Here is a 19,854-nt window from a genome sequence, read left to right as displayed (position 1 = left end):
CCTTCAGGAACCGACCGCTACGGGACTAGCGGCGGATGCGCAGCGTGGCCAGCTGGAACGGGGCGAGCGTGATCGCCGCGCCCTCGGCCGACACCGGTCCGTCGCCCGCGGCGAGCGCGCGCGGCAGGTCCTCGGGCAGTCCGGGCTCCTCCATGATGGTCGTCTCCTCGACGGTCGCGCCGGCGAGCGCGCCGTCAAGCCGCAGCGTGGCCGTGGCGTTGCCGCCGGCGGCCTCGTACAGGCGCACGATCAGATCGTCGGAACCGTCGTCGGCGAGCTTGACCCAGTCGAGCACCGGCGCGCCGGCCACGTCGGCGAGCGAGACCAGCGGCGCGATCGCGGGCAGCTCCCCCACGACCGGGCTGTTCAGGCGCGACGCCTCGGCGAGCACGGCGTCCATGCGCGCGTCGGCGACCACGCTCCATGCGAACGCGTGCTCGCCCTGATCGGTACGCGGATCCGGGTAGAGCGGCGCGGACAGCAGCGATAGGCGGATCATCGTGCCGCGGCCGGTGCCGTAGGCGGCGTCCTCGTGGATGGGGCTCACGTCGGAGCCGTATGTGGACGCGTTGACGACGGCGGCCGCGTAGCCGGAGTCGGCGATGCGCACGAAGCGGTGCGTGCAGCTTTCGAACTTGGCGTCGTCGGAGCGCGTGTTCTTGTTGATCGGCCGCTCGACCATGCCGTACTGGCATTCGTACTGCGCGTTGACGGCCTGCACCGAGACGGGCACGTCGACCTTGAGGAACTGTTCGGCGGTGCGCCAGTCCACGTCGGCGTTGAAGTCGAGCGAGGAGGCGCCCGGCCGCAGCGTGATGCGCGTGCGGATCGCCACGTTCGGCGCCTTGGTGAGGACGTTGACGACCGCGCTGCCGTCGGTCGCGGTCTCCACGCCTTCGACCGCAGAGTCGTCGAGCCCGTTCGCGGTCAGGAACGCGTCGCGCTGGATGTCCCAGGCGTCCCAGTGGAACGGTTCGTCCTTGAGCAGCTCGTAGCGGCCGAGTCGCGTGCCGGCGGGCACGAGTTCGCGCTGCGCGGTGAGGTCGGTCATCGAGGAGACGGTGCCGTCGGCCTCGACGCGCACGCGCAGCAGGCCGTTGTCGAGCACGGTCGTCTCACCGTCGCGCGTCACGCTCACCGCGGCGGCCGTCGCGTCGGCATCGGCGGGTCCGGCGACGGCGGCCGCGGAACGTACGGTCCACGCGTCGCACGCCTCGCGCGAGTACGGTGTGATCACCGCGTCCGCGACCGTGCCATCGGCCGGTTCGACCGCGGCGATCGCCGCACCGGCCTCGAGTGCGATCTCGCGCAGCCGGGCGATGTCGCGCGCGTATTCGGCGCGCGCCTGGCGATGCACCCACGCGATCGCGGAGCCGGGCAGGATGTCGTGGAACTGGTTGAGCAGCAGCGTCTTCCAGATGCGGTCCATCTCCTCGCGCGGGTAGACGTAGTCCGGGTTCTTGACGCGGGCCGCGGCGCACAGGTATTCGGCCACGCGCAGCATGGCCTCCTCGTTGCGGCAGCCGCGCTTCATGTCCTGCTGGACGGTGAGCGTGCCGCGGTGCAGTTCGAGGTACAGCTCGCCCTTGAACACCGGGGTCTCGCCGCGCGCATCGTCGACGATGTCCTTGCGGACGCGGTCGAACAGCTCGTCGGGCGTGCCGAAGTCGATCTTCGGGGCGCCGGCGAGGTCGCGGTCGCGGCGGATGCGTGCGGTCATCTCGCGGGTGGGGCCGCCGCCGCCATCGCCGAAGCCGTACAGCAGGATCGCGTTGCGCGACAGGTCCTTGTCGAGGAAGTTCTTCTGCGAGTACATGAGCTCGTGCATGCTCATCGACGAGCAGTACGTGTCGGACGGCGGGAAGTGCGTGAGGATGCGCGTGCCGTCGACGCCCTCCCACATGAACGAGTGGTGCGGGAACTTGGTGCAGTCGTTCCACGAGATCTTCTGCGTGAGGAACCAGTCGAAGCCGGCGCGGCGGGCGATCTGCGGCCACGAGCCGGTGTAGCCGAAGCTGTCGGGCAGCCACACGCCGCGCGGGGACACGCCGAGATGCTCCTTGAAGTAGCGGCGGCCGAACGTGATCTGACGCACCAGCGATTCGCCGGCGGGGATCATGTTGTCGGATTCGACCCACATGCCGCCGACCGGGATGAACCGGCCCTCGGCGATGCGCTCCTTCATGCGCCGGAACAGGTCGGGGTGTTCGGCTTCGAGCCACTCGTACTGCTGGGCGGAGCTCATCGCGTACTTGAAGTCCGGGTCCTCGTCCATCAGGGCGAGCACGTTGGAGACGGTGCGGGCGACCTTGCGGCGCGTCTCGCGCACCGGCCACAGCCATGCGGAGTCGATGTGCGCGTGGCCGATGGCGATGTGGTTGATCGCGCTGGACGACGCGTGTTCGGCGAGCACGCCGGCGAGTTCCCCGCGGGCGGCCGCGAGCGTGCCGTCGATGTCGCGCTCGTCGTACGCGTTCAGGGAGCGCTGGAGCGCCTTGGCGAGCTGCCAGTAGCGCGGATCGTCGTCCTTGAGCTCGCGCATCAGCGATTCGACGGTTTCGAGGTCCATGTAGTAGGCGAACACGTCCTCGTCGAACACGGTGACGTCCATGCGGCTCAGCGTGTACGGGAAGTCGTACCTGCCGGTCGGACCCTCGCCGAGTTCGGTGGGCGAGAACGGGGTGGGGCCTTCGACGAACGGGTTGGCAGCCGCCTCGATGTAGACGGTGAAGTTGCCGTCCGCGTCGAGGTCGACGGTGCTGGTGCCGTCGGCGTAGACGAGCGGGATCCAGTGGTTCTTCGGGTTGGCGGACTTGATGGCGGTGCCGTCGGCGCGGTAGACGAGGCCTTCGGACTGGAAGCCGGGGCCGCGGTGGCCGAGCCAGCCGAGGTCGACCATGAGTTCGACCTTGCGGCCCTTGGTCGCCTCGCGGTCGATGCGGCCGCTGACCTCGAACCAGGTGGTGCCCCACGTGGTGCCCCACGTGCCGGGGATGGAGAACGGCTTGAACTCGACCTCGCCGGCGCGCACCTTGGCGAGGAATTCACCGGACGGCACGGGCTCGCCGGGGTTGTCGTGCGAGCGCAGCGTGCAGGCGCTCAGCGTGGTGTGGATGTGCGGTTCGACGCGCTGCCACATGACGCGGTCGCAGCGGTCGAGCTGCTGGTTGGGCATGAGGAACATGTGGTGTTCGGCTCCTTTGCTGATGATGGTTGATGATGGATTGACGGTTGGTGATGAACGGTCATGCGTGCGCCCGGTCGCCGCGCCGTTCGTGCCGCGACGGCCGGGCATGGGATGCCGCCGGCCCGCTCCCCCGCAGATTGGAGGACGATGGGCCGGTGGCGCGTCCCGTCTATCGTGCGATGCGCAGCGTGGCCAGCTGGAACGGGCCGAGGTCGAGCCGCGCCCCGTCGGCCGGCTGTCCGGCCTCGCCGACGAGCGCGACGGGCAGGTCGTCGGCGAGCTCGTTGTCCTCGAGCACGCCGGTCTCGCGCACGCTCGCGCCGCGCAGCGCGTCGGCGACGTGCAGCGTCGCGGCGGCGCGTCCGCCGGCCGTTTCGTACACGCGCACGATCAGGTCGCCGGATCCGTCGTCGGCGAGCTTGATCCAGTCGACGACCGCAGTGCCGCAGGTCACATCGAGCGAGACGAGCGGGTCGATCGCGGGCGCGTCGCGCAGCACGGGCGCGTTCATCGCGCAGGCCGCGTCGATCGTGCCGGCGAGCGTCGCGCCGGGCACGACGGCCCAGTCGAACGCGTGACGGCCGATGTCGGTGCGCGGGTCGGGATAGGTGGGCGCGCTGAGCAGCGACAGGCGGAACATCGTGCCGCGGTCGGAGCCGTCCGCCGCATGTCCGTTGATCGGCGCGGCGTCGGAGCCGTAGATCGAGCCGTTGACGACGGCGGCCGCGTAGCCGGGTTCGGCGATGATCGCGAACCGGTTGGTGCAGCTTTCGAACTTGGCTTCGTCGGACGCGCTGTTCTTGACGATCGGACGCGTGACCAGACCGTACTGGCAGTCGTAGGTCGCCCGTTCCGCCGCGATCGCGACCGGCAGGTCGACCTTGAGGAAGCGTTCGCGTTCGTGCCAGTCGATGTCCGCGTGGAAGTCGAGCTGCGCGGCCCCCGGACGCAGCGTGATCGTCGTGTCGATCACCGTGTCGCCGTCGTCGGTGCGTACGGCGACGGTCGCCGTGCCGGTCGCGTCGATGTGTGCGTCGAGCACGCGGCCGGACAGTCCGCCGGCCATGAGCAGCGACTCGCGTTCGATCTCCCACGCGTCCCAGACGGCCGGCTCGTCCTTCATCAGCTCGTATCGGCCGAGCGCGGCGCCGGCCGGTACGAGCTCGCGGCCACGGATCTCATCGACGAGCGAGGAGACGGTGCCGTCCGGGCCGATCGTCGCGGTCAGATGGCCGTTCGCGATGCGCACGCCGCCGTCCGGCAGCGTTTCGATCGTCGCGGCATCGTGCGCGGCGGCGCCGGCGACACGGCCGGTGACATGGCCGGCCGGCAGCACCCGCCACGACGAGCCGTCTGCGTGGTATTGGCTGATGCGCGCCTCGGGCAGCACGTCGGCCGTCGGATCGGCGGCGCGCAGCGCGGCGCAGGCGTCGGCGGCGATCTCGGCCAGGCGCTTGAGGTCGCGCGCATAGTCCTCGCGGGCCTCGCGGTGCACCCACGAGATGCCGGAGCCGGGCAGGATGTCGTGGAACTGGTTGAGCAGCAGCGTCTTCCAGATGCGGTCCATCTCCTCGGCCGGGTACGTGTACGCCGGGTCGGCGAGCGAGGCTGCGGCGCCGAGGTATTCGACCGTGCGCAGCAGCGACTCCTCCGTGCGGCAGCCGCGCTTCATGTCCTGCTGCGAGGTGAGCGTGCCTCGGTGCAGTTCGAGGTACAGTTCGCCCTGGTATTCGGGCATTTCCGTGCCGGCGTTCGCTTCGAGCTGCGTGCGCGCCTTGGAGAAGAACTCGTTCGGACCTTCGACGCTCACGCGGGAGACTCCCTCGAGGTTCTCGTAGCGGTGCAGGTGGTCCATCATGTCGCGCGTGGGACCGCCGCCGCCGTCGCCGAAGCCGAAGAGCAGCAGTGAACGGTCGGCGAGGTCCTTGTCCTGGAAGTTCTTCTCCGCGTAGTCGAGCTCCTGCGCCTTGCACCATGCGGCGTACGTGTCGGAGGGCGGGAAGTGCGTGAAGATCGGGGTGCCGTCGATGCCGCGCCACAGGAACGAGTGGTGCGGGAACTTGGTGGTGTCGTTCCACGAGATCTTCTGCGTGAGGAACCACTCGTAGCCGGCGCGGCGGGCGATCTGCGGCCAGGCGCCGGTGTAGCCGAAGCTGTCGGGCAGCCAGATGCCCTTGGGTTCGACGCCGAGCTTCTCCTTGAAATAGCGCTTGCCGTAGGAGACCTGGCGGATGAGCGATTCGCCGCCGGGCAGCATGCCGTCGGCCTCGACCCACATGCCGCCGACCGGGATGAACCGGCCTTCCCTGATGCGTTCGAGCATGCGCGCGAAGATGTCGGGATGGTCCTCCTCGAGCCATGCGTACTGCTGGGCGGAGCTCATCGCGTACTTGAAGTCGGGGTCGGCGTCCATGAGGGCGAGCGCGTTGGAGACGGTGCGGGCGACCTTGCGGCGGGTCTCACGCACCGGCCACAGCCATGCGGAATCGATGTGCGCGTGGCCGACGGCGCTCACCTGCATGGCGGACGCGTTGGCGGGCTTGGCGAGCACGCCGGCGAGTTCGGCGCGCGCCGTTTCGACCGTGCCGTCGATGTCGCGCTCGTCGTAGACGTTGAGCGAACGCTGGAGCGCCTTGGCGAGCTGCCAGTAGCGCGGCGACGACTTGTCGGCGAGCTCCATGAGCTGGCAGGCGACGTCGAGGTCGATGCGGTATTCGTCGAGTTCGCGGTTGAACGAGGTCAGGTCGGCGGAACGGAACACGTACGGCTCGTCGGGGCGGCCGGTGGCCCTCTCTCCGAGTTCGGTCTCGATGAACGGCGGCACGCCGAGCAGCAGCGGGTTGCTTGCGGCCTCGAGATACAGGGTGAACGTGCCGTCTTCGGCGATGGGCGTGTGCGCGGTGCCGTCGGCATCCATGAACGGCACCCAGATGTTGAGCGGGTGCACGGCCTTGATGGCGGTGCCGTCGGGGCGGTAGACGAGTCCTTCGATGTGCCCGCCGCAGGAGTGCTCGTACCAGCCGAGGTCGAGGATGAGTTCGAGCGCCTCGCCGTGCTTCGGATAGCCGGCCGGCACCTGGCCGCTCAGGCGAAACCAGACGGTGCCCCACGTGGTGCCCCATTCGTGGCCGAGTTCGAACGGCTTGAACTCGATCTCGCCGCGGCCGAGCTTGGCGAAGAACTCCTCGGACGGCATGGGCTCGCCCGGGATGTCGAACGCCTCGACGCTCAGACGCGCGACGCTTGGATGGATGTGCGGGCTGACGCGCTGGCGCAGGATGCGCTTGCAGCGCTCGAGCTGCTGTTCGGGTTTCAGAAACATGGTTGTCTGTCTTCACTCCCCTTGGTTGCCGATGTCGCAGGCCGTGCGGCCACGTCGTTGTGTCCCCCGTGCTTGGGGTTGGGCTGCGCGCTCGCCGATCGTACGGGGGCCGCCGGTCAACTAAAGCGCTTTAGTACCATTCTGTACATCGCCGGCGGACATGTCAAGTCCCCTGCCGCCGCGCGTGTTTCGAGGACATGCCGGATGCGCCTGACGCGCCGGCCACGCCCGGCGACGGCCGGGGCCGCATATGAAAAAGCGCCACCCCTTGTGAGGGTGGCGCTTTGGTTGGTGGAGTCGCGGGGAATTGAACCCCGGTCCGGTGACCGAGCCCGCAGTCTTCTACGTGCGTAGTCTGCTGGCCGTTTGGCGGTTTTTCTGCCCCCGTCTATGTCGCAGACAACGGACGGCGGGCATATTCGCAGTCAAAGTCCCGATGCAGCCCTGCAACGCAGCTGCATCAGCAAGTCTTCTTAACGACGCTCAGCATCCTCCCAAAGACGAGAAGGAGTGAACGGAGCGGCTGCTCACTGGTTAATCCTGGCGCGAAGCTCAGGCAGCGAGAGCGAACTCAGTGCGGTTAGATTTAGCACTTATTCTTTTGCCGGGGACATCCACGAGCGGACCCGGCGTTCTCGGCACGCTTCCCTGCGACGAACAGGTCACCGTCGAAACCGATCGACCCCAATCTTGAATTATCAAGCCTCCGCTTGCGCGGACTTTTCAATATACGTCCGAACCGGCGAAACGGCAAGTTTTCGCGTACGGCATAGCGTGTCGCCGGCGATGGCGCGACGGTTGCGCAACGGCCGTCCGACGGGGGAACGGCAGCGGGTGCCGATCCTCACCCACCTCCGTCGTCACGACCCGTCGCCCCGCGATCGATCCCGCGATCTATTTGATGATCGGCCGCGACGGGGCGGAGACGTCCACCTGCGTCTTGTCGCCGATCACATCGGGATCGGACAGGATCTTGTCGACGATCGCCATCTTGAGCTTGAGGTCGGACGAGTCGCCCCAGACCACGACATGCTCGCCGCCGTTGAGCTCGGTGGTGACCGAGTCCTGCGTGCTTGCGGTCACCTTGGTGATCGACGAGCGCATCGAATCCGAAAGCCCGCCGAGCACCTTGAGCGCCTCCTTGACCGACTTGTTCTTCAGCGACGCCTCCACGTCCTTCACCTCGATCACCGGAATGCCCTTGGTGGAGGTGTGCCCCACGGTGTTGAGCACGCGGGCCCTGCTGTCCACGGCCACCATCTGCGAGTCGGAGGCCTTGAGCATGGCGGCGGGCTGCTGCGCGCTGACCTTGACGGACAGGCCGTGCGGGTAGCGCTTGGTCACGTCCGCCTCGGTGACGCCCGGAATGTTCGTCAGCTGGGCCGTCACGTCCTTCACGGAGACGAGCAGCAGCGATTTGCCGGACTGCTTGTCGGCGATGGCGAGGATGTCGTCGCCGCTGACCCATTCGTTGCCGCCGGTCACGCTGATCTGGGAGGTCTCCAGCCGCAGCACCGGGGAGAGGAACAGCAGCCAGACCAGCGAGCACACCGCGGCGACCGCGGCGACCACGGCGACCACGCGCAGGGCGATCGTACGGGCTCCGGCCCTGCGTTTCTCCTTGAGACGGGCATTGAAGTCGATGACCTTGGGTCTGGTGGGGATGCCGAGCGCGCCGGACGTCTCCCGCAACGTCTTGGCGACCACGTCCTCGCTGGGCATGCGTCGCGCGTCGATGAATCCCCCGTCCGCGCGCGGGGCGACGTTCGTGGATCCGGATGCGCGGGTATGTTCGCGACCGCCCGCACGCCGCGCGCCGGACGTCTTGCGCACGCCGCTCGAGGACGCGGCCCGGGCGGCAGCGGTGCGATGCTTTGCCGGCACCGACTTGCGGATGGCCGGCGTGGACCCGGTGCCCTCATGCGACGGGCGCGACGACGAGGCACGGCTCACGGGCATCGACCCGGTCGCCGGCCTCTTGCCCGAACCGGCCGACCCGGACGAACCGGCCGACCCCGCCGCACCCGATGCCGAGCGGGCGGAGCGCGCCGTGCCGGAGCCGCGGCCAGACGATCCGGGCACCGCGTTGGACGAGGAGGATCCGGACGACGAGACCGTGCGGGAGCCGCCGCCCCGCCTGCCGCCGCCGTCCTTCGCCGCACCGGGGACGGAGGAACCCGACGAGCCGGCAACGGAACGCGCGGCGCGACGGCGTGCGCCGCCGTCCGAGGCCTTGTCCTTGTCGCCGGAACTGACGATCCGTCGCGCCATCAGCGCCCGTCCGCCACGCGATGCGCCTCGAGCGCGTGCAGCAGCACGTCATCCATCTGCGTGACGTCGCCGGCGCCCACGGTGAAGATCACGTCGCCGTGATGCGCGCGCATGGCGAGCATCTGCGCGGCGACGCGCATGTCGTCGACCGCGCGGATCCACTGGCCGTCCGGCTCGTGGGCGAGGCCGGCGGCCGCGTCGACGATCGTACGCGGTCCCACGCCGGGGAAGTCCTCCTGCTTTTCGCGTGCGGGGAAGATGCCGGAGACGATCACGTCGTCGGCCTTGGCGAGCGCCCGCGCGAACTCGTCGGCGAAGAACGCGGTGCGTGAGAACAGGTGCGGCTGGAACAGCACGCGGATCACGGCGTTCGGGTAGCGCCGGCGCGCGGCGTCGAGCAGGGCCGCGATTTCGGTGGGATGGTGGGCGTAGTCGTCCACCACGGTCACGTCGGCCACGGTGCCGCGCACCTGGAACCGGCGGGCCGCGCCGAGGAACGTGCCGGCGGCCTCGGCCGCGCGGTGCGGGTCCATGCCGAGCAGCACGGCGGCGGTGATGGCCGCGGTCGCGTTGCGCGCGTTGTGGATGCCCGGCACGATGAGCGAGACGGGCAGGCGCAGGTCGCCGCCGCCGAGCAGCGTGCCCGGCAGCGCGATCGTGAACCGTTCGGCGCCGCTGCCGCTGGCCTCGGTCTCCGATTCGATGCGCACGAACGTCGCGCCGTTCAGGTCGCCGAACGTCTCGCGCGGTTGGGTCGAGTAGGCGACCGCCCGGGCTGCGACGGCGGGGTCGAGCGAGCGCAGCACGCCGAGCGCGCCCTCGTCGTCGACGCAGATGATCACGTGCTCGAGCGCGTGCCCGGCGTGTTCGGCGAATGCCGCATGGTAGTGGGCGGCGTCGCCGTAGTGGTCGAGATGGTCCGGTTCGGCGTTGGTGATGATCGCGATGGTCGGACGGTACTTTTCGAAGCTGCCGTCCGATTCGTCGGCCTCGGCGACGAGCACGTCGCCGTGTCCGGCGTGTCCGCCGTCGAGCGTGGATCCGTCGGGCCCCTGGATGGAGCCGCCGATCGCGTAGCTCGGGTCGGCGAGCGCGCCTTCGCCAGCATGCACGAGGATGTGCGCGAGCAGCGAGCTGGTGGTGGTCTTGCCGTGTGCGCCGGCCACGGTCACGGCGCGGCGGCCGTTCATGAGCAGCGCGAGGATGTCGCTGCGGTGCACGATGCGCGCGCCGGCCTGATGCGCGGCGACGATCTCCGGATTGTCCGGCTTGATGGCGCTCGAGTAGACGACCGTGCGAGCGCCGGCCACGTTCTCGGCACGCTGGCCGAATTCGACGTGGATGCCGAGCGCGGTGAGACGGTCCGTCTTGGCGCTGCGTTCGCGGTCGGAGCCGTCGACGTCGACGCCGCGCTCGTGCAGCATTTCGGCGAGCACGCTCATGCCCGCGCCTCCGATGCCGATGAAGTGGGTGCGGCCCAGATCGTTCGTCGTCTGTCCGTCGCCGAATGCGGCGTGTGTGGGATCGAGGACGACCGTGTCGTCCGTGGTGGTGTCTGACAACGTATTCTCCTTGAGGGTTTCTGCCATTGCTGTCATGGGCATGGATGATGGGTGCGGCGTCACCGGGCGAGTTCGAGTACCTTGCGCGCCATCTTGTCGGCCGCGTCGCGGATGCCGTATCCCCACGCCTTCTCGCCGAACTGGCGCAGTCGGATCGGGTCGTCCAGCAGACCCGGCACATGCTCGCGCACCCAGTCGGCGGTGAAGTCGCGGTCGGCGACCATGAGTCCGCCGCCGGCCTCGACGACCGGCTGCGCGTTGAACCGCTGCTCCCCGTTGCCGATGGGCAGCGGCACGTAGACCGCGGGCAGGCCGAGCGCCGCCAGTTCGGACACGGAGCCGGCGCCGGCACGGCAGATCACGAGCGCGGAGCATGCGAACGCGAGATCGATGCGTTCAAGATATTCGGCGACATGGTAGTCTCCGCCCGTCGACTCGTCGAACAGTCCGGACAGCGCGGCCTCGCCGGCCTCGCGTGCGACGGTGGCGCGCACCTCGTCGATCTTGCCCCTACCGGTCAGGTGGATGATCTGCGCGGATTTGAGCAGGTCGGCGGACGCCTCGGACACCGCGCGGTTAAGGCTGAGCGCGCCGAGCGAACCGCCGGTGACGAGCACGAGCGGCCGCTTCGGGTCGATGCCGAGACGGGCGGCGGCCTCGTCGCGCACGGCGACACGGTCGGTTTCGAGCCTCGCGCACAGCGAAGCGATGGCCGGGCGCAGCGGCAGGCCCACGCGTTCGATCACGGCTCCGGCGGCCGGCTTGAGCCCGGTGCCGGCATAGGCGGTGCCGATGTAGCTCGCCCAGCGGGCGCCGAGCTTGTTGGCCATGCCGGCGCGCGCGTTCTGTTCGTGGATGACGATCGGGATGCCCATGCGGTGCGCCGCGGCGTACACGGGCGCGGATGCGTAGCCGCCGAAGCCGACCACCACGTCGGCGTGACGCGCCTCGAGGATGGCGCGCACCTTGTCACCCTCGCGCTTCCAGCGCATCGGGAAGCGCAGCGCGTCGAGATTGGGCCTGCGGGGGAACGGGACCTTGTCGATGGCGTCCAGTTCGTAGCCGGCCTGCGGCACCAGATCGTGCTCGAGTCCGACGGCGGTGCCGATGACGCTCACGTTGGCGTTCGGGTCGATGCGTCGGATGGCGTCCGCCACCGACAGCAATGGGTTGACGTGTCCGGCGGTGCCTCCGCCGGCAAGTACGACGTTCACGGTTTTCTTGCTCATAGTCATCGTCTGCCAGTCTACGTTCCCTTATACCCATCCGCCGTCCGGGCGTCCGGCCGCCGTCACGAGCTGCGCGATTCGGCCCTGATCTGCGGCTGGCTGCGCATCATGCCCACCGCCACGCCGGCCGCGGACAGGCACATGAGCATCGACGAGCCACCGGCCGAGACGAACGGCATCGGCACGCCGAGCACCGGGAACAGGCCGACGACCACGCCGATGTTGACCAGTGCCTGGCCGACGATCCAGATCATCACGCACATGAGCACCATCGACACGTACCGGTCCTTGATCTGCAGCGCCACGACGAGCAGGCACCAGCCGATCGTCACGAACAGCAGCACGACGATCATCGTGCCGACGAATCCGGTCTCCTCGCCGATGATCGCGAAGATGAAGTCGTTGTGCGCGGCCGGCAGGTAACTCCATTTCTCACGCGAATTGCCAAGGCCGACGCCAAGCAGACCGCCCGACGACAGCGCGTACCGTGCGTGGACCGACTGGAAGCACACGCCCTGCGTATCCGCATCGGAACACGAGTACGCGGCGAACACGCGTCTGAGACGGTTCGGACTGGTGACGACGAGCACGAGCACGAGCACGGCGAGCCCGCCGGCGAGCATGGCCATGTATTTGAGCGGGAAGCCGCTGATCATGAACGCGACCACGCCGATGAACACGATGATCATGGCCGTGCCGAGATCCTTGCCCAGCAGCACGAGACCCAGACAGGACGCGTACACGCCGCCGGGCACGGCATACGCCTTCCACCCCTCGCGGCGGAACCGCTTGGCGGCCATCTGAAGCGCCCCGGGCAACCAGATGCACAGCGACAGTTTGATCATCTCGGCCGGCTGGAAGGTAAGCACGCCGGGAATGCCGATCCAGCCGCGGTTGCCGTCCACGTCGATGCCCAGCGGCGTGAGCGTGAGGAACTGCAGGAACATGGCGCCGAACACGGCGATGATGCCGACCCTGCGATACAGCCTGACGCCGCAGCGGGACAGCACCAGCGCGCAGACCAGGCCGCCCACGCAGTACACGCCCTGGCTGACGGCCTGCTTCCACGGCGCGTAGCCGTTGGCCACCATGCTGACCGACGAGCTGGAGAAGACCATGATGACGCCGAACACCGACAGCGCCAGCACGGCCACGATGAACCCGTGGTAGCACCACAACGGGTTGAACAGGCTGGCGAGTCCGGTGAACCCGGCGAAGTCGTCGCCCGAGGCCCCGCGCCGTGCGGCTGGCGAGGCGGTCCCACGGCCCGCCCGAGGCCCCTCGTCGTCGCGCCGGCCGCGTCCGGCCGCGGTCCGGGGGGTGCCGGCGGTCTTGTCCGCCCTGGTCCGCTCGGGGGACGTCGTGTCGGAGGAGGCGACGCGTCTAGCCTTCGGCATGCTCGCTCACCCAGCGGCGCGATTCGGCCGCGAACTGGTCGCCGCGGTCCGCGTACGACTTGAACTGGTCCATCGAGGCGCATGCGGGGGCCATGAGCACCACGTCGCCGGCCTCGGCGTAGGAGCCGGCCGCGTCGACGGCGCGCGCCATGACGGTGGCGTTGTCGGCCGGGTCGATGACGGTGATCGGCATGTCGGGGGCACTGGCGGCGAACGCGTCGAGCATGGGCCGCTGGTCGCGGCCGATGATGACGGCGGCCTTGATGGTGTGCGCCTGATCGGCGACGAGCCGCTCGAAGCGGCTGCCCTTGGCGAGGCCGCCGGCGATCCACACGACCGATTTCTCGCCGAAGCTGGACAGTGAGGCGTTGGCCGCATGCGCGTTGGTGGCCTTGGAGTCGTCAACGAAGCGGATGTCGCCGGCCGGCGTCTTGGCCGTGGCGACGGTCTGGATGCGGTGGCCGCCGGGCGCGAACGCCTGCAGCGCACGCACCGCGGTGTCGCGGTCCGCACCGTAGCCGAGCGCAAGCGAGAGCGCGGTGAGCGCGTCGGCGAGCAGATGCGGATAGACGGTGCCGTCAGGCTCGGTCAGGTGCGTGAACTCGGCGACGGGCGCGATGCGGGTCTCCTCCCCCGGCCGACCGCCGGCAACGCCGCTCAGGTCGACGATCCAGCCGTCGGCAACGCCGATCTCGCCGGCGGCGGGCCTGCGCAGCGTGAAGCCGACCTTGCGGCAGCCGGGCGCGGTCTCGGCCTTCGCGGCCAGATCGGCGACGCGCGCGTCGTCGGCGTTGTACACGAGCGTCTTCCTCACGCCGTGGAATACCTTGGACTTGTCGGCCGCGTAGTTCTCGATGCCGCCGTGCCAGTCGAGGTGGTCGTCGGCGATGTTGGTGATCGCCGCGCAGTCGAGCGCGAGCGAATACGTGAAGTGCAGCTGGAACGAGCTCAGTTCGACGCACAGGACGTCGTTGTCAGCCTCGACGGCCGCATGGGAGACGGCCTTGCCGATGTTGCCGACCGCCGGGGCCTTCAGGCCGCAGGCGGTGAGCATCTCGGAGGTCATTTCGGTGGTGGACGTCTTGCCGTTGGTGCCGGTGATGCCGATCCAGCCGGCGTGCGCGCCCTTGCCGTCGCGGTCGGCGCGCAGCCACCAGGCGAGCTCCACTTCGCTGATCACGGGGATGCCGCGGCGCTGCGCCTCGAGGATGAACGGGGTGCGCGGGTTGAACACGGGCGACGTGCACACCAGATCGATCGTGTCCCAGTCGACGTCGTCGAAGGATTTCAGGTCGGCGTCCTCACGCCGTTCGTCCACGCCGATCGCCTTCGCGCCGTGCGCGCGCAGCACGTCCACCATGCTGCGCCCGGAGATGCCGAGTCCCGCCACCAACGCGGTCTTGCCGTTAACGTCCATATCCGCTCCTTAATCCGATGTGTGCAATCCGCAAACGGTTCCCTATCGTATATCCGCTTTGTGTCCCCGCGGCCGCGCCGGTCACAGCAGGCCGGAACGCGCCGCCCAGTCCGCGTAGAAGACCATCAGGCCGCACAGCACGAACAGCAGCTCGACCATCCAGAACCGCACCACGACCTTCGTCTCGGTCCACCCGCACAGTTCGAAGTGGTGGTGGATGGGGGCCATCTTGAACACGCGCCTGTGCGTGGCCTTGAAGTAGCCGACCTGGATCACGTCGCTCATCGCCTCGAGCACGTACAGGCCGCCGACGATCACGGCGAGGAATTCGGTGTGCGTGGCGATGGAGAGCGCGGCGAACAGGCCGCCGAGCGCGAGCGAGCCGGTGTCGCCCATGAAGATCGTGGCCGGATTCGAGTTGTACCACAGGAAGCCGAAGCAGGCCACGGCCGCGCACACGGCGATGATGGTCAGGTCGAGCGGGTCGGACACCGCGTACGAGTAGCCCTGATGGTCGCCGCCCTTGATGTGGTAGCTTTCCCAGAACGCGATGATCGCGTATCCGGCGAAGGAGATCATGGACGATCCGGCCGCCAGGCCGTCGAGGCCATCGGTCAGGTTCACCGCGTTGGTCCATGCGGTCATCAGGAAGTTCACCCAGATCACGAACAGCACGATCGCCAGCGCCCTACCGGCGAAGTCGAAGCTGACGAACGGCTTTTCGATGAAGCTGATGCCCGGCTGCGCGCTCGGGAAGCCCGACTTGGTGGGCACGAGCAGCGCGAGCACCGCGTAGATCGTGCCGAGGATGAACTGGCCGATGAACTTGCCTTCGACGGTCAGGCCCTCGTTCTGCTTCTTGCGCACCTTGGCGAAGTCGTCGATGAAGCCGAGAACGCCCATCGACAGCATGGCGAAGAGCACGAGCACCGCCGACCACGAGGGCGCCTCGCCGCGCGCGCAGTAGCGGTACAGCGCCGAGGCGCCCCAGCCGAGCACGATGGCGAAGTTGATCACCACGCCGCCGAGCGTCGGCGTGCCGCGTTTGATCTGGTGGGATTTTGGTCCGTCCTGCCGGATGTACTGCCCGTAGTGCAGCCTGTGGACCAGCCTGATCAGCATGGGCGTGCCTGCCATGGTGACGGCCAGCGACACCAGGATGCCAATGATGAGCGAAATCACGATTGTCTCTCCACTCTTGTTCTACCTATCGGTTGACGCCGTATGGCGCGGCTTCGCGCGCCGTGCGGCCCGTTACTCCGCCGGGGCCCAGCGCGAGGCGAGCGCGCTCAACCCGGAGGCATGCGAGCCCTTGAGCAGCACGAGCGAGGTCCCCCGATGCCCACGCACCAGGTCGACGGCCAGCCGGTCGGCCTCGTCCGCGCCGTGCGCAAGGTCGACGGTCACGTGCGAGCCGCTTGCCTCCGCCTCGTCGCGCGCGCCCTGCGCCAGGTCGACGGCCAGCGCGTCGAGATGCGGGTCGTCGGCCGAACCGACGGCGATGACCGCGTCGACGCCGGCGCGCACGGCGTCCGCACCGATGCCCCGGTGCAGCTCGTCCTCGTCGCCGCCGAGCTCGAGCATCGCGCCGAGCACGGCGATGCGGTAGGGTTCGCCGTCCATCGGCCGGTCCTGCCGTCCGGCGGCGCCCCACGAGGCCAGCGCGGCGATGCCGGCGCGCATGGAGTCGGGGTTCGCGTTGAAGGAGTCGTCGATGAGCGTGAAGGACGCGCCGTCGCGCGTCACCTCGCAGACGGCCATGCGGTGCGCGCTGATGCGCGTCTGCTCGCCCAGCACGCGCGCGATGTCCGGCAGGGCCATGCCGCAGCGGCGGGCGACGCTGGCGGCGGCGAGCGCGTTCATCACGTTGTGCGCGCCGCGGATGCCGAGCGTGACGTGCACGCTCTGCGTGCCGTCGGTCATATCGAAGGAGGGGTGGTCGGTGGCGTCCTGCGCGATGCCGCGGGCCGTCAGCTCGCCGGGACGGGCGTGCTCCGGGTCAATGCCGAACCACAGCACATCGCCGGGCACCAGCGTCTCCATCGCGGACACATGCGCGTCGTCGGCGTTGAGCACGCCGGCGCCCCCGGGAACGAGGCCGCGCACGATCTCGCTTTTGGCCTGCGCGATGCGCTCGACCGAGCCGAACTCGCCCAGATGCGCGCATCCGACCTTGAGGACCACGGCGATGTCGGGCGGCGCGATGGTGGTCAGCCGCGCGATCTCGCCGACGTGGTTGGCGCCCATCTCCGCGACGAGGAAGCGCGTGGAGGGCCCCACCTTGAGCGCGGTCAGCGGCAGGCCGATCTCGTTGTTGAACGAGCCGAACGGGGCGACGGTGGGGCCCATATGCCCCAGCAGCGCCTTGAGCAGGTCCTTCGTGGTGGTCTTGCCGACCGATCCGGTGATGCCGACGATCGTGAACGGCGTGGACTCGGCGCGCCGGCGTTCGAGGTTGTGCCGGGCGAGGGCGCCCAGCGCCCTGACCGTGTCGTCGACGAGGATCTGGGCGATCGGGGCCTCGACTTCATGGTCGACCAGCGCGCATACGGCGCCGCGCGAGGCCACGTCGGCGAGGAAGTCATGCCCGTCGACCCGTTCGCCGGCGATCGCCACGAACACGGAGCCCTCCCCCGCCTCGCGCGAGTCGCTGACGGCCGAGGTCGCGTTCGCGCCTTCCGGGTCGAATCCGGGCTGCGGGTGGATCAGGGAGCCGCCCGTCGCCTCGGCTATCTCGTTGGGGGTCATCGGCATCATGGCCGCTTCGCTCGTCACTTCAGTACCTTTCCTTGCCAAACAAAAAATCCGCTTGCCGTCACCGGTTCAGGTCGTGGTTGACCCGCAGCGCGTTCCTGATGTTGTTGCGTCGCACGCCGGCGGCCATCACCATGGCGATCGCCAGCGACGAACGCTTGACGTCGGCCATGTCCGCGTCGGCCAGAGGCGAGAACTGCATCGCGATCTGGTCCGATTCCCCGGTCCGGCCGATCAGGTGCGTCTGATCGTCCATCACGAATCCGTACCGCTCGCAGTCGGCGCGCGCGATCGCGCCCTTGCGCGGGTCGCTGTCCATGCCGTCGACGCCCAGCACGTCCACGTTGACGCCGCTGAGCGCCCCGTCGCGGAACGTGCCCTCGTCGAGCGCGACGATCACCGCCGCCGCGCCGTCCTCCTGGCATACGCCGAGCGTGCGCTGCACGTCGAAGATGCCGAGCGGGTAGTCGAGCGCGAGCTGGCGTTCGAGCGACTGCGAGCCGAACGAGCCGATCACGCTGACCGGATTGCCGAGCATGTGCAGCAGACGCGACAGCTGGCTCACGTTGGCGGCCACGTCGCCTCCGGCCGGACCGGCCACGGCGAACACGGCCAGCATGCTCGCCGGCGCGCCCGACATCTCGGTGGCCAGCTCGCCCAGCTGCGCGTCGGTCAGGTCGCCGAACAGGATCGGCAGCTCGCATCCGGCGAGCGTCTCGCGCATGTCGGACGGCGCGAGCGCCGCGTACGCGCCGCGCTCCAGCGCCTGTTCCATCAGGTTCGCCGGGTTCGCGTCCGTGATCTCGCGCGGCACGAACAGCGCCCCCGCGGACACCGAGTCCACGTCGTCCGCCAACGACGTGACGGTCACGTTCGACGCGAAGGACGGCTCCAGCTCGCATCCGTAATGGTCGGTCAAGTATCCCAGCGTCATGCGGCGCGCCACGGCCTCGCTCACCGAGCTCATCCGATCACCTGTCCTTTCCCCATGTTCCCCATGCCTCGCTCACCATTCCACCGGGATAGCATCCGTGCGCTTGGACGAAGTCGGCACATTGTATTTCTGCATAAGGAATTCACCGATGTCGGCGAACACCGGTCCGGCGGTCAGGCCGCCGAACGAGCCGACCTTGGCGTCCTTCATCACCACGGTGATCACGAAGCGCGGATTGTCGGCCGGGATGATGCCCGACCAGTCGGAGATGATCGACGAAAGCGTGCCGTCGTCGCCGGCGACCTCGGCGGTGCCGCTCTTGGCGGCGATGCGGTAGCCGGGCACGGAGACCATGTTGCTGTACAGGTCGGAGACGGACTCCATCGCGTTGAGCATCTGCTTGGCCACGTCCTCGTCGACCACGCGGGTCGAGGCGGACGCCTTGGTCTCGCTGACGTGCCCCTGCGCGTCGGTGACCGACTGGACCAGCTTGAGCGACGGCATCACGCCGCCGTTGGCGATCGTGGCGACCGCGCGCGTGATCTGCAGCGCGTTCATCGTGTAGCCCTGGCCGAACAGCACCGTGTTGCGCGTGCGCAGGTCCCAGTCCTGCCAGTTTCTGAGCACGCCGTCGGATTCGCCCGCCAGGTCGAGGCCGGTGGCGGTCCCCACCCCGAATTTCTTGAGGTATTCGTAGCGTTTCTCGTCGCTGTAGTTCGTGGCGGCCATGATCATGCCCACGTTCGACGAGTTCTTGAGGATGCCCGCGTACGTCCAGCGTTCGGCGCCGTGCGTCTCGGCGTCCTTGTAGGTCTGGCCGTCGGAGGTGGTGATCGTGTCGGGTACGGTGAACTTGTCGGTGGCCTTGTGCAGCCCCTCCTGCAGCTCGCCGGCCATCGAGAACACCTTGCCGATCGAGCCGGGTTCGAAGGTGGCGCTGACCACGCGCGACGAGTTGAGCTTGGCCGCGTCGGAGCCGGCCTCGTACTGGTCGGTGTCCTCGAGCGCGAGGACACCGCCGGTCTTGAGGTCGTAGACCACGCCGAGCGCCCAGCTGGCGTTGTACTTCTTGATGCCGTCGAGCAACGCCTTCTTGACGTACCAGTCCACGTCGCCGTCGATGGTCAGCGTCACGTCGGAGCCGTTGACCGCGTCCTTCGATTCGGTGAGCGTGCCGGGGATCTGTTCGCCGACGTTGTTGCCGCGCTGGTAGACCTCGTAGCCGTCGGTGCCGTTGAGCGTGTCGTCGAGCGTGGCCTCGAGACCGGCCACGCCCTTTCCCTCGTCGTCGATGCCGCCGAGGATCGGGCCGAGCAGCGTGCCTCCCGAGTAGACGCGCTCGTTGGTCAGCTCGCCGTAGACGATGCCGCCCAGATGCAGCGCGGCGATCTTGCGCTTGGTCTCGGGCGTCACGTCCTTGGCCAGCACCACGTAGCGTCGATTGGAATCGCTCATCTTGGCGCCGAGCTCCATCGCGTTCGTGCCCTTGAGCACGGTGGCGAGCAGACGCGCGACTGCGGCCGCCCCGGTGACGTCGAGCGGCTTGCCGTCGATCTGGTGGCAGTAGCTTTCGGTCTGCTTGGTGCACTTGGTCGGCTTGAACTCGTTGGCCAGCATCGGGTCGGCGACGATGTTGTAGCGCTCCAGGCTCTGGGCGAGCACCGTGCCGTTGGCGTCGAGGATGCGGCCTCGTTTGGCGGTGAGCGTGACCCTGCTGGTGCGCTCCTGCTCCGCGGCGACGGCGGTGGAGCGTCCGAGCAGCTGGACGAACGCCATCTTCG

11 protein-coding genes and 1 other RNA gene are annotated in these 19,854 nt (G+C 68.8%); all 12 read right to left on the bottom strand.

The features are described 5' to 3' along the window. Positions 1–25: 25 nt before the first annotated feature. The 12 genes from JS533_RS00265 to JS533_RS00210 all read right to left on the bottom strand — a co-directional run bounded on the left by JS533_RS00265 (position 26) and on the right by JS533_RS00210 (position 19,849). The gene (locus JS533_RS00265; RefSeq protein WP_241512570.1) at positions 26–3,184 is read right to left on the bottom strand and encodes an alpha-mannosidase; all 3,159 of its coding nucleotides are present in this window, start codon (positions 3,182–3,184) and stop codon (positions 26–28) included. A 172-nt stretch (positions 3,185–3,356) separates the two neighbouring features. Further along, positions 3,357–6,509, bottom strand: coding sequence for an alpha-mannosidase (locus JS533_RS00260; protein WP_241512569.1), 3,153 nt, complete (start codon positions 6,507–6,509; stop codon positions 3,357–3,359). Positions 6,510–6,798: 289 nt separating this feature from the next. Continuing rightward, positions 6,799–7,195: a transfer-messenger RNA gene (ssrA, locus tag JS533_RS00255) on the bottom strand. Positions 7,196–7,403: 208 nt separating this feature from the next. Next, complete coding sequence (locus JS533_RS00250) at positions 7,404–8,468, bottom strand: cell division protein FtsQ/DivIB (RefSeq protein ID WP_420838602.1); 1,065 nt, start codon at positions 8,466–8,468, stop codon at positions 7,404–7,406. 311 nt (positions 8,469–8,779) lie between these two features. After that, the gene (murC, locus tag JS533_RS00245) at positions 8,780–10,369 is read right to left on the bottom strand and encodes a UDP-N-acetylmuramate--L-alanine ligase (protein ID WP_241512640.1); all 1,590 of its coding nucleotides are present in this window, start codon (positions 10,367–10,369) and stop codon (positions 8,780–8,782) included. A gap of 32 nt (positions 10,370–10,401) precedes the next feature. Beyond that, a complete protein-coding gene (locus JS533_RS00240) occupies positions 10,402–11,571 on the bottom strand; it encodes a UDP-N-acetylglucosamine--N-acetylmuramyl-(pentapeptide) pyrophosphoryl-undecaprenol N-acetylglucosamine transferase (protein WP_241512568.1) in 1,170 nt (389 codons plus the stop codon). A gap of 62 nt (positions 11,572–11,633) precedes the next feature. Beyond that, positions 11,634–12,968 carry a peptidoglycan glycosyltransferase FtsW gene (locus JS533_RS00235; RefSeq protein WP_241512567.1) on the bottom strand — a complete coding sequence of 445 codons (1,335 nt, stop codon included), beginning with the start codon at positions 12,966–12,968 and terminating at the stop codon, positions 11,634–11,636. Next, positions 12,955–14,385, bottom strand: coding sequence for a UDP-N-acetylmuramoyl-L-alanine--D-glutamate ligase (gene murD / locus JS533_RS00230; RefSeq protein WP_241512566.1), 1,431 nt, complete (start codon positions 14,383–14,385; stop codon positions 12,955–12,957). Before murD ends, JS533_RS00235 begins: the two co-directional genes overlap by 14 nt. An 81-nt stretch (positions 14,386–14,466) precedes the next feature. Beyond that, positions 14,467–15,567, bottom strand: coding sequence for a phospho-N-acetylmuramoyl-pentapeptide-transferase (gene mraY, locus JS533_RS00225; protein WP_241512565.1), 1,101 nt, complete (start codon positions 15,565–15,567; stop codon positions 14,467–14,469). Between the two features lie 72 nt (positions 15,568–15,639). Then, positions 15,640–17,142 carry a UDP-N-acetylmuramoyl-tripeptide--D-alanyl-D-alanine ligase gene (locus tag JS533_RS00220; protein ID WP_241512639.1) on the bottom strand — a complete coding sequence of 501 codons (1,503 nt, stop codon included), beginning with the start codon at positions 17,140–17,142 and terminating at the stop codon, positions 15,640–15,642. A 58-nt stretch (positions 17,143–17,200) separates the two neighbouring features. Continuing rightward, on the bottom strand, positions 17,201–18,106 hold the full coding sequence (locus JS533_RS00215; RefSeq protein WP_241512564.1) for a UDP-N-acetylmuramyl peptide synthase: 906 nt from the start codon (positions 18,104–18,106) through the stop codon (positions 17,201–17,203). A 39-nt stretch (positions 18,107–18,145) separates the two neighbouring features. Continuing rightward, positions 18,146–19,849 (bottom strand): peptidoglycan D,D-transpeptidase FtsI family protein, encoded by a 1,704-nt coding sequence (locus JS533_RS00210; RefSeq protein WP_241512638.1) that lies wholly within the window; start codon positions 19,847–19,849, stop codon positions 18,146–18,148. Positions 19,850–19,854: the final 5 nt, after the last annotated feature.

This window comes from Bifidobacterium amazonense (assembly GCF_018555435.2).
In the GTDB taxonomy this organism is placed as follows: Bacteria; Actinomycetota; Actinomycetes; order Actinomycetales; family Bifidobacteriaceae; genus Bifidobacterium; species Bifidobacterium amazonense.
The sequence above is the reverse complement of the archived record's forward strand: the minus strand, read 5'-3'. Positions and strand labels throughout refer to the sequence as shown.

What these genes read in the sequence shown, in the direction of transcription:
- JS533_RS00265 (WP_241512570.1), bottom strand. Translation starts at nt 3,184, where the DNA reads ATGTTCCTCATGCCCAACCAGCAGCTCGACCGCTGCGACCGCGTCATG.
- JS533_RS00260 (WP_241512569.1), bottom strand. Translation starts at nt 6,509, where the DNA reads ATGTTTCTGAAACCCGAACAGCAGCTCGAGCGCTGCAAGCGCATCCTG.
- JS533_RS00250 (WP_420838602.1), bottom strand. Translation starts at nt 8,468, where the DNA reads ATGCCCGTGAGCCGTGCCTCGTCGTCGCGCCCGTCGCATGAGGGCACC.
- murC (WP_241512640.1), bottom strand. Translation starts at nt 10,369, where the DNA reads ATGGCAGAAACCCTCAAGGAGAATACGTTGTCAGACACCACCACGGAC.
- JS533_RS00240 (WP_241512568.1), bottom strand. Translation starts at nt 11,571, where the DNA reads ATGAGCAAGAAAACCGTGAACGTCGTACTTGCCGGCGGAGGCACCGCC.
- JS533_RS00235 (WP_241512567.1), bottom strand. Translation starts at nt 12,968, where the DNA reads ATGCCGAAGGCTAGACGCGTCGCCTCCTCCGACACGACGTCCCCCGAG.
- murD (WP_241512566.1), bottom strand. Translation starts at nt 14,385, where the DNA reads ATGGACGTTAACGGCAAGACCGCGTTGGTGGCGGGACTCGGCATCTCC.
- JS533_RS00220 (WP_241512639.1), bottom strand. Translation starts at nt 17,142, where the DNA reads ATGATGCCGATGACCCCCAACGAGATAGCCGAGGCGACGGGCGGCTCC.
- JS533_RS00215 (WP_241512564.1), bottom strand. Translation starts at nt 18,106, where the DNA reads ATGAGCTCGGTGAGCGAGGCCGTGGCGCGCCGCATGACGCTGGGATAC.
- JS533_RS00210 (WP_241512638.1), bottom strand. Translation starts at nt 19,849, where the DNA reads ATGGCGTTCGTCCAGCTGCTCGGACGCTCCACCGCCGTCGCCGCGGAG.